The sequence below is a fragment of the Streptomyces sp. NPDC054961 genome, assembly GCF_053609145.1.
This window is the reverse complement of sequence record NZ_JBSGWY010000083.1, coordinates 2,252-10,995: the sequence shown is the minus strand read 5'-3', so window position 1 is coordinate 10,995 and position 8,744 is coordinate 2,252. Positions and strand designations below refer to the sequence as shown.

The window sequence follows — 8,744 nt, the reverse complement described above, 5'->3', positions numbered from 1 at the left end:
AGAATCCAGCTCCGACCCCACCTCATCGACGGCTGCCTCACCGCCACCGGCCTGGCTATCAACCCACCGACCCCACCCTGAAATCCTCAGTAACGCGCCCCAGGGCGCGGTTGGGGCCTCCGCGCGGCGGCCCTCGGACCGGGGGCGCCGCGCGGGGGCCCGGGCAGGGCTTAGGTTCAGCCGCGTGACCGTACCTGCCGTCTTCTTCTGGATCCTGCTGGCCCTCGCGGCCGTACTTCTCCTCCACGCCGCCCGGGCGCTGCCGCGCGCGCTCCGGGCCGAGCCCGGCGCCCGGACCGACCCGTGGCTGACCTTCGCCGACCACGTGCTGTCGCTCCCGCTCACCGTCGCCCTCGCGCGGGGCGCGATGGAGGCGGCGTTCTACGCGACGCTCCTGCTGGGCCCCGTCGCCACCTGGAGCCTGGTTCGCTCCTTCCGCTCCACCGCCGCGTCGAAGGCGGCCTAACGGCTGGTGGCTGGCTGCCTTTGACCTCACCCACCAGACCGGGGTCGCGCCGCCGGCCGCGAAGGACCAGGGCGAGGTGACGGCGTGCCTCGGCGTGCAGGTGCCGTCGGTGGAATCGGCCGCCGCCGTTCATCACGAACACCACCGCCACGACGTCCACGGCCGCCAAGGCGACGTCGACGATCACGGAGACCCGGGCCCGGATCGCCGCAGCTGCGGCGCGGGCGCGCTCGAGGAGCGAGTTGATGACGTCGGCGGACAACCTGGAGGTGTTGATCGCGCTCTGCTTTCTCTCGGCGCGTAGTTGCGCGAGGGGGCGGGGCCCCGCGCTTGTGTACCCGGACACAGCACCCACCCCGCGCAGCCCTGCAGGAACACCCCCACGAGCGCCCCGAACGCGACCCGCGGCTGCCTGCCCGACATCACCACTGCATCGTCCCTCCGCTGCGCGATTCTCCTACATGGGAACGATGGGACACCCCGGGCCCCGCGTGACCGCACTGCCCGCCGAGCCCGCCCTCTAGCCCGCGTGACCGCAACGCCTACATGTGGGGTTGGCCGTAGTACCGGCCGAACCGCTCCAGATAGTTGGACTCGCCGGCCTGCTTGGCCTCGTCGTACTCCGGGGCGTCCTTGATCTGGTCCTTCGTCCGGTCGACGTAGACCTTCTCCCCGATCATGTCGATGCGCTCGATGGTCCCAGCCGGCAGCAGCACACGCTTGCCGAAGATCCACGCCCCGGTGTCCACGACCAGGTAGGAGGCTCCGACATCCTCAGAATGCTTATCGATCTTGCCGATGCTCCCGTCGGTGGCCTCGACCTTGTAGCCGACGATGTCGGTGCCCTTCAGGTATCCCGCACTGGGGTGGTAGCCCCAGATGTCGAACTCGCTCACAGCGACGCCTTTCGGTTGTCCATGACTACGGACAACCTGACCAGATCGCACCGAACGCAAAACCCAAGCACGGGAAAGCCACTCCGCTGCCTGCCGCTCGCGCTCTCCCGACCGCGACGGCGTCCCTACCGCCGGGCGCGGTAGCAGGACATCGACGGGGTTGGTCCATATTCCCCGTCCCGGAACTGTGGACGGTCACGCAATTCCCCGGCCCGACGGTCACGTAATTCCCCAGGTGCTCGTGGTGGGGACGCCTGGTGGGTCGCGGGTCAGTCCCACCAGAGCACGACGAGCAGGTGGCGCTTGGCTGCGTCGAGGTAGAAGTTGCTCAAGGCGTTGAAGTGCTCCAGCAGGTATGCCCTCAGACCGCCGGTGATGGGGCCGCCTATCTGGCCGATCAAGGATTCGGCGTCACGCTCGTCGGCCGGCAGGGCGGCGAGAAGGACGGGCATGTCGATCTGGCCGAGCAGTTCGGAGACGCGCGCCACTTCAGAGACGCCCAGGCCGGTTGGGGTGGCCCCGAAGGGGGCTATGGCGTGTGGGTGAGTGTTGAGGAAGCCCAGGTCAAGAGTAGTGTCGCCGTCGGTGGCCCGGCGCAGAGCATCGAGATGGACCTCTTCGAGCCCGGCCACCTCGCCGACGCGTTTCAGCAGCGCCGGTGCCCAGTCCAGGTCCAGGACGTCGGACGCCGGTGGATCCCAGTGGGGATCGCGGTCCGATGACGCGGCGGCGGACTGACGGCATGCGGCGAGATGCCCCTCGGGGATGCGGGCGAGCTGCTGGGTAACGGCCATGACGGCAGTATGCCTGCCGCGCCTACCGGATTTCGGGCTGCAGGCTTGGAGCTGCCCACGGTCGCCGCCCCCATGGGGACTCGTGACCGCCGGGGTGGGGAATTACGTGACGCTCAGATCCCGAAGCCTGGGGAAATACGTGACCGCTCACAAACGAGTTCGCCCACGGCTGTCCGCGTACTTCTCAGAGTGCTCAGGCAGGTACGGATGAACGTGCCCAGGTGCCAGCAGGTCTGCGGGATGTCGGGCGAGAATGCCCTACTGGAATCTCGTTGGGCTCCGGCGCGACTGTCTCTGAAGATGGGAGGCATGCATCTGAGGTACCCCTGCGTGTGCTGCGGCCATCTGACCCTGAACGACGGGCCCGGCTCGCATCAGATATGTCCTGTCTGTTTCTGGGAGGACGACGTCATGCAGTTGCGCTGGCCAGACAGAACAAGTGGCGCCAACAGGTCGTCGTTGCTTAACGCCCAGCAGGACTTCCTCGCATTTGGCGCATGCGAGGAGCGACTCCTGGAGCATGTGCGACCGCCTGATGGTGATGAGCCGCTGGACCCGAACTGGCGGCCCATCGATCTGTCGAGGGACCGGTTCGAGTCCCGGGCGACCCGGTTGGCTGCTTGGCCTGACGATCGCACGGTGTTGTACTGGTGGCGATACCGGGACAACGGGTTCTGGCGACGCGTTTGACCACCGAGGCTATTGACCAGGTCAGGCCGCGTTGTTGTCCCGTTCGATGGCGGCGAGTCGGTTCTTGAGCCGGTAGCTGGGGCCGTTAATCGATACGACGTCGCAGTGGTGCAGGAGGCGGTCGAGGATGGCGGTGGCGAGGACTTCATCGCCGAACACCTGCCCCCACTCGCTGAAGGTCTTGTTCGAGGTCAGGATGATCGAGCCCTTTTCGTAGCGCTTTGAGATCACCTGGAAGACCAGGTTGGCCTCGGCTCGTTCCAGCGGCTGGTAGCCGACCTCATCAACGACGAGGACGCCCGGCCGAAGGTAAGTACGGAGCTTGCTGTTGAGCCTGCCAGCAGTCTCGGCAGCCTTCAGCTGGCGGACCATGTCGTCAAGGCTGGTGAAGTAGACGGAGAAGCCGGCCCGGCAGGCAGCGACCGAGAGCGCGACAGCGATGTGCGTCTTGCCGACTCCGGGCGGTCCCAGCAGGGCCGCGTTGCCCTTGGCCTCGGCGAAGGCGAGGGTGGCCAGGTCTTTGATCTTGCGGGGGTCGAGCTCGGCCTGGAAGGCGAAGTCGTACTCGTCCAGGGTCTTGTGGTGCGGCAGTTTGGAGAGCCGCAGGCCCTGGCGGAAGCGGCGGTCGTCGCGAACGGCGAGTTCTTCGGCCAGGACGAGGTCGAGGAAGTCGAGGTAGCCCAGCTTGGCCTCGTCTGCCCGGCTGGCGTACTGGGCGAGGCCCTCAGCCAGGTGGGGCAGGCCGAGCTTTGCGGCAGTGGTGCGGATACGGGTGCTGACCAGCTCGCTCAACTGGGCTCCTCCGGCGTGGGGTGGGTGAAGGGACGGGTCCCGGTCAGTTCGTCATAGACGGACAGCGGCCTGCGACCGACCTCGACTCGGACGGCCGCGGCCCGGTTGAGGAGAGCCATCAGCGAGCCGGCCTCCTGGCCCAAAGGGTCGTGGTGGCGTGGCCGGGGTGGGATGTCGCCGGTGGTGGTTCGCCGGTTCCGTCCGTCGGGAAGACCGTCCCAGTGCTTCTCGTCGACTACGCAGGCCCCGCGGCCGACGGCCCGCTGGTGGGTGGCCAGCAGGGTCTCCCCGTCGGCGTTCGGCGTGGTGGAATGCAGGACGATCTGGGACTTCGTGGCCCTGACTTCCACCAGCTGACGCGGGCGGACCTTGCGGGCCGGCACCGAGTAAAGGTTCGCGTCGAAGGCGACCAGGCAGTCTTTGCCGACATAGCGAAGGTGTCGCTGAGTGACGACATAAGGCGTCGCCGGCAGCGGCCTCAAGGCCATGTGGTCGCGGATCGCGCGGTGGCCGATGACTTCACCGTGGGTGCCGTGGGACTTGGCTCGGCGCAAGGGCACCCATGCGTTGAACGCGGAGTCCAGTTCCTCGATGGAGGAGAAGGCCCGTCCGGACAGGACATGGTCGCGGACGATCAGGACTTGCCGCTCGACCCGGCCTTTTCCGGTGGGGCGGTAGGCGGCCAGGACGTCGATGTCGAAGTCGTAGTGCCCGGCGAACCCGACTGCTTCGGGATGCAGAGGGACCGCCTCGCCCGGTGCGACGTGCCGGCGGACGACGGTTTTGGTGCGGTCGTAGACGATCGACATCGGCACCCCGCCGAAGTGGGCGAACGCCTGGCGGTGGCAGTCGAAGAAGGTGGCCAGGTCCTGGCTGGTGGTGAAGCAGCAGAACGGGTCCCGCGAGTAGGACAAGGTCATGTGGAATGAGTAGACCTTCGGGATCCCGACGTGGGCGAGGATCTTGCCCTCGTCTCCCCAGTCGACCTGGGCCTGTGCTCCGGGGACCACTTCGAACCTGCGGTGGAGACCGGCCAGCTCGCCTGGGCTGATGCCTAGTTCTTCCGCGACTCGGGGGCGGGCCTCTTGCATGTAGAGCTTCACGCGCTGGTAGTTGCCGGTGAAGCCGTATTCCGCCACCAGCCGCTCGTGGACCACGGCCCCTTTGATCAGAATCTCCGACCGGAGCATCGCGTCGATCAGTGGCGCGACATCGTCCACCATCCGTCCGCGAGCATGCCCGGTCGATGACCGACGAGGCGGAGAGATCGGGGCCTGGGCGGTCAGGTATTTGCGGACCGTGCGGCGGTTGAGTCCCGTCTCCTTCGCGATCTCGGACAAGCTCATTGCCCCGGACTCGAACAGCCCGCGAAATCGTCGAAGCTCCATCCATCGCTGCGGGTCCAAGACCACGGTGAGCCGCCCTCCGCCACCCCGAACAGGCCAGCAGCAGGCTGCCCAGCAGCAACCCTCAGCACGTCAAGAACTGGGCACGTTCATTCGTACGTGGCTGGGCACGTTCATTCGTACGTGGCTGGGCACGTTCATGTGTACGCCGACAACGGCCATGGCATGCGACGCTGCCGCTACCGAGGCCAGAGCAAAGCCCACATTCAGCACGTCCTGACCGCGATCGCCGTCAACATCGAGCGACTCAGCGGACTACCGTCGGCCGAAGGATCCCCTCCGCCCCGACAACCGACGGCCTTCCAGAACTACCTCGACCAGCACAAGATCCCCCGGCTCACCTCCTGGCGAACCCTCGGCAGATGAACTCGACGCCTCCAAGATCCCCGACAGAGTCAAGCTCAGGGCCAGGCGCAGCCCACGGGCGCCGGTGGTAATACCTTGCACACAGGCCAGACGGTCTCCTCCGGTGGCTGTGGCAGTCACCAGCTCTACGGCCCGGCATCTGGCTCTGCGCGGTCGCGGAGTCCGGCCCGGGCATGGAGCCGGGACCGGACGACGGGTGCGATGTCCATGGGCGGCACCGTACTGAGTCCACTGGTCGCACCCTTGGGCGCTTCGCGTAGTCCGGGCACAAGCTCCGGATCCCTGCGCTTCCGCACCCAGACGCTTCACCCGGCCGGCGTAGTCCGCCTGGGGCGGTCACAGGCGCCAGGCGCGCTCATCGAGGACGCGGCCACGCCGCGGTGCGTCAATGCCGGCAGGACGGCCAGACGTGGAGCAGCTCGGTCCGCAGCACGGGTGTGCCGTCGACCGGTGCCGGGTCCTCCGTGGTCGGCTCGACTCCTCGGGCGGCGACTTTGTCGAGTGTCGTCAGGCCTTCGGTGCCGACCGTGCCGAACACCGTGTAGTTCGGTCGCAGCGCGGAGTCGCCGTAAACGACGAAGAACTGTGAACCGTTCGTGTCTGGACCGGCGTTGGCCATCGCCAGCAGGCCGCGCCCGTACAGGCGGCGCGCGCCGGTCGGGTCGGTCGGTGCCGGCGGCAGGTCCACCGGCAGCTCGTCCTTGTACTTGTACCCGGGCCCGCCCTCACCGGTACCGGTCGGGTCGCCGCACTGCAGGACCTTCAGCGTCGGATACGCCGTCAGACGGTGGCACACCGTTCGGTCGTAGAACCCATGCCGTGCCAGGTGCAAGAAACTCTGGACCGTGCACGGCGCCTTGGCCTGGTCCAAACGCAACGGGAGCGGTCCCTGGCTGGTCGGAACAGCCATGTCAACCGTGCCACGGCTGGGGGTGCGTCGTGGGTCAGGCGGCAGCGGAACAGGACGCGCGGGCGGCTCGTCCGGGGTCTGTGTGTACTGGCAAGGGCCGTGCGTCGTGCGCGGCGGAGCACCGTCGGAAGCGGTGGCGACACTCCCCCCGGACACAACTAACGCCACGGCCGCAAATGTGCTGATCAGTGCCCGTTTCATCTCGCACGCCCTCCCGATGATCGCCAAGTCCTGAAGCGGTCGCAGTCTAGAGCGTGGGTTTGGTCTGCGGGGATAGTTACTGAGGATTACCTCGACGACCCAGCGCTGCTCCTGGTCGTGGGCGATCGTCGCGGGGCCGGAGGCGGTGACCTTCAGGTCCGCCTTGCGGACCTCGGCCGGTATCCAGGCGTGGCCGTGGTGGCCGTCGTAGCCGTTGCCGTAGTTGTCGCCGCAGTTCGTGTCGTAGCCCTTGCCGTAGCCCTTGCCGTTGTTGCCGTGGCCGTTGTTCTTCACCCAGGCGTCGCCGTAGTTGCCGCTGTAGTCCGCAGCGGCGGGTCCGGGGACCGCCACCGAGGCGCCCGTGACGGCGACGGCGCCGAGCAGGGCGGCGGCGTGGCGGGATGTGCGGTTTCCACGGGAGAACATGAAGGAGACGGCCTTTCGGTCGCAGAAGGAATAGGGTGCCGCGCTCGGCGACATCGATAGGCCTGCCCTGAGCGCGCTCGCTGTTCCGTATGCCGATAGACCCGGATCAGCCTGCCCTTCGCCCCGCTCCACCCAGGACCCGCCTCGTCCGAAAGAACCAGTCAGGACTTGCCATGCCCCCTCGGCAAGGCAACTCGTCCACGCGAAAGCCAAGATCGGCCCGGCATTGAACCCGCATCGCCCTGCTGCAGACCGGTCTGCTGGTCACGGCACAGGGCTCCCGCCCCGGCCTCGCTGGACACCGGCCGGGCGGGCCTGGGTGGCAACGGCGGCTCAGAGTTGCCGGACACCACGGGCAACGGCCACGACGGCGGTGACGGCCACGCCGCCTTCATCTGGACGTCCTGAGTCCCGCCACGGGGAAAGCCCGCGCCCCTGACGGGCGCTTGCCGCGCAGCAAGAGCACCTGGCTCCAGTCGGCCTCCAGGGTCGGCTGGGGCCTGCGGTATGTCAGGCATCGACTCCTGCGCGTGCAACGGGAAGACCACCCGAGTGGGAAGCCCGTTCGAGTCGCACGTTCCATGATCGGTTGAGATGCGGCTTCTGGGTACCGGCAGACGCTTCACGCCAGACCACCGACGCATTCGGCGGGGCGGTCCCTCGACTTCTGCCATCCCCACGAGGACTACTCCTCGATGTTCAGGCGGGCGATGTCCGCGGCGTACGCGGCGGTGCGGACCGTCGAGATACCCGACACGAACAGGCCGACGCCTCCGATAGCGAAGGGAAGAGAGAGCAGCAGGCCGGCGGTGATCGGGCCCCAGTCGCGCGCGCCGTCGCAGCTGTCTCCCTCGTCCACGCGGTAGGACTCGCGGAGATATCCGGTCTCGTGGAAGGCGCGGGACTTGCACTCGATAGCACCGCGGTGGCCGTCGACGCTGAAGGGGAACACGAGCAAGTACCCCAGCCACAGCCAGATGAGTACGGCCACGGCCATCAGGCCCCGTCCCCAGCCCTGTTCACGCAGGCCCCGCACCCGGAACTCCCTGTCGTACACCTGCGCCAATGAGTTCATAGGGGTGACATTCATACGGGTGAATCTAACCCAACCGACCCTTGACCTCGCCCTCTCGGCTTCGGGATGCCCCACCAGGCGCTGGACCGAGGACTCCCGGCCACCTGGCTCCCGCTGACGTCCGCGGATCACGCTCGCGGAGGACGGCCCGGCGGGGTCTGGAACCCGGTGGTCACGGTGCTGCTGGAATGAGGCGGTCGTCCCACGCGAACACGCCGGTGCCCCTGGCCCAGCTGAGTCCGTGGACGCCGACCGGCCCCAGCACGCTCGGGACATCCGCCGCGGTCTGCCGGGGCTTGTGGAAGCGGGTCACGCACCAGATGCCCCGGATCGGGTTACGGCAGTACTGGCCCGCCGCAACGTGGCACTTCGGGCAGGGAACTGCGGCGCAGGCATCCCAGGCCCGCCGGAGAGCGAGAACACCACTCTCAAGCAGCGCGTCCGCCAACTCACCACCGACAACCGCACCCTGGATGAGCGTCTCAAGGCCGCCCGCTCCAACCTGCGGTTCCAGGACCGCCGCGTTGCCGACCTCGAAGCCCAGATCACCGAGCCCGGGCCGTCCGTGACCCCGTCTCGCTGATCACCGCTCTAACGCCGCCGGCCCCGGAGCCACCAGCGGCGAGACCCGGGGGGGGGGGGGGGGGGGGGGGGGGGGGGGGGGGGGGGGGGGGGGCGGGGGGGCCCCCCGCGGGCGCGCGCGGCGGCGGGGGCGCCGCGCG

Annotated in this window: 10 protein-coding genes; 4 read left to right on the top strand and 6 right to left on the bottom strand. The window is 68.1% G+C overall.

Going from position 1 to position 8,744, the window contains the following annotated elements; all coding sequences use genetic code 11:
* Positions 1-184: 184 nt before the first annotated feature.
* Positions 185-466 carry a hypothetical protein gene (locus ACWF9Z_RS36165; protein WP_453609798.1) on the top strand — a complete coding sequence of 94 codons (282 nt, stop codon included), beginning with the start codon at positions 185-187 and terminating at the stop codon, positions 464-466.
* A 542-nt stretch (positions 467-1,008) separates the two neighbouring features.
* On the opposite strand, the gene ACWF9Z_RS36160 is transcribed toward ACWF9Z_RS36165, so the two are convergent.
* On the bottom strand, positions 1,009-1,362 hold the full coding sequence (locus tag ACWF9Z_RS36160) for a PRC-barrel domain-containing protein (protein ID WP_453609796.1): 354 nt from the start codon (positions 1,360-1,362) through the stop codon (positions 1,009-1,011).
* 269 nt (positions 1,363-1,631) lie between these two features.
* On the bottom strand, positions 1,632-2,156 hold the full coding sequence (locus tag ACWF9Z_RS36155; RefSeq protein WP_453609795.1) for a DUF1877 domain-containing protein: 525 nt from the start codon (positions 2,154-2,156) through the stop codon (positions 1,632-1,634).
* Here ACWF9Z_RS36155 and ACWF9Z_RS36150 point away from each other — a divergent pair.
* Positions 2,115-2,846, top strand: coding sequence for a CPCC family cysteine-rich protein (locus ACWF9Z_RS36150; protein ID WP_453609793.1), 732 nt, complete (start codon positions 2,115-2,117; stop codon positions 2,844-2,846). The two genes, ACWF9Z_RS36155 and ACWF9Z_RS36150, sit on opposite strands and share 42 nt — an antisense overlap.
* A gap of 21 nt (positions 2,847-2,867) precedes the next feature.
* Here ACWF9Z_RS36150 and istB read toward each other — a convergent pair whose 3' ends face one another.
* A complete protein-coding gene (gene istB, locus ACWF9Z_RS36145) occupies positions 2,868-3,638 on the bottom strand; it encodes an IS21-like element helper ATPase IstB (RefSeq protein WP_453609791.1) in 771 nt (256 codons plus the stop codon).
* Positions 3,635-5,026 (bottom strand): IS21 family transposase, encoded by a 1,392-nt coding sequence (gene istA / locus ACWF9Z_RS36140; RefSeq protein ID WP_453609800.1) that lies wholly within the window; start codon positions 5,024-5,026, stop codon positions 3,635-3,637. The genes istB and istA overlap by 4 nt, the downstream gene beginning before the upstream one ends.
* Before the next feature lie 183 nt (positions 5,027-5,209).
* Here istA and ACWF9Z_RS36135 point away from each other — a divergent pair, with 183 nt between their 5' ends.
* Positions 5,210-5,410: a transposase gene (locus ACWF9Z_RS36135; RefSeq protein ID WP_453609790.1), complete on the top strand. Its 201-nt coding sequence runs from the start codon at positions 5,210-5,212 to the stop codon at positions 5,408-5,410.
* 385 nt (positions 5,411-5,795) lie between these two features.
* Here ACWF9Z_RS36135 and ACWF9Z_RS36130 read toward each other — a convergent pair whose 3' ends face one another.
* Both ACWF9Z_RS36130 and ACWF9Z_RS36125 read right to left on the bottom strand, forming a co-directional pair.
* Complete coding sequence (locus ACWF9Z_RS36130) at positions 5,796-7,001, bottom strand: peptidylprolyl isomerase (RefSeq protein ID WP_453609788.1); 1,206 nt, start codon at positions 6,999-7,001, stop codon at positions 5,796-5,798.
* 631 nt (positions 7,002-7,632) lie between these two features.
* Positions 7,633-8,037 (bottom strand): hypothetical protein, encoded by a 405-nt coding sequence (locus tag ACWF9Z_RS36125; RefSeq protein WP_453609787.1) that lies wholly within the window; start codon positions 8,035-8,037, stop codon positions 7,633-7,635.
* A gap of 346 nt (positions 8,038-8,383) precedes the next feature.
* Here ACWF9Z_RS36125 and ACWF9Z_RS36120 point away from each other — a divergent pair, with 346 nt between their 5' ends.
* The gene (locus ACWF9Z_RS36120; RefSeq protein ID WP_453609785.1) at positions 8,384-8,605 is read left to right on the top strand and encodes a hypothetical protein; all 222 of its coding nucleotides are present in this window, start codon (positions 8,384-8,386) and stop codon (positions 8,603-8,605) included.
* Positions 8,606-8,744: the final 139 nt, after the last annotated feature.

Coding starts and splice junctions, on each gene's coding strand:
- ACWF9Z_RS36130 (WP_453609788.1), bottom strand. CDS start 7,001: ATGTCGCCGAGCGCGGCACCCTATTCCTTCTGCGACCGAAAGGCCGTC.
- ACWF9Z_RS36150 (WP_453609793.1), top strand. CDS start 2,115: ATGCCCCTCGGGGATGCGGGCGAGCTGCTGGGTAACGGCCATGACGGC.
- ACWF9Z_RS36155 (WP_453609795.1), bottom strand. CDS start 2,156: ATGGCCGTTACCCAGCAGCTCGCCCGCATCCCCGAGGGGCATCTCGCC.
- ACWF9Z_RS36135 (WP_453609790.1), top strand. CDS start 5,210: ATGCGACGCTGCCGCTACCGAGGCCAGAGCAAAGCCCACATTCAGCAC.
- istA (WP_453609800.1), bottom strand. CDS start 5,026: ATGGAGCTTCGACGATTTCGCGGGCTGTTCGAGTCCGGGGCAATGAGC.
- ACWF9Z_RS36125 (WP_453609787.1), bottom strand. CDS start 8,037: ATGAATGTCACCCCTATGAACTCATTGGCGCAGGTGTACGACAGGGAG.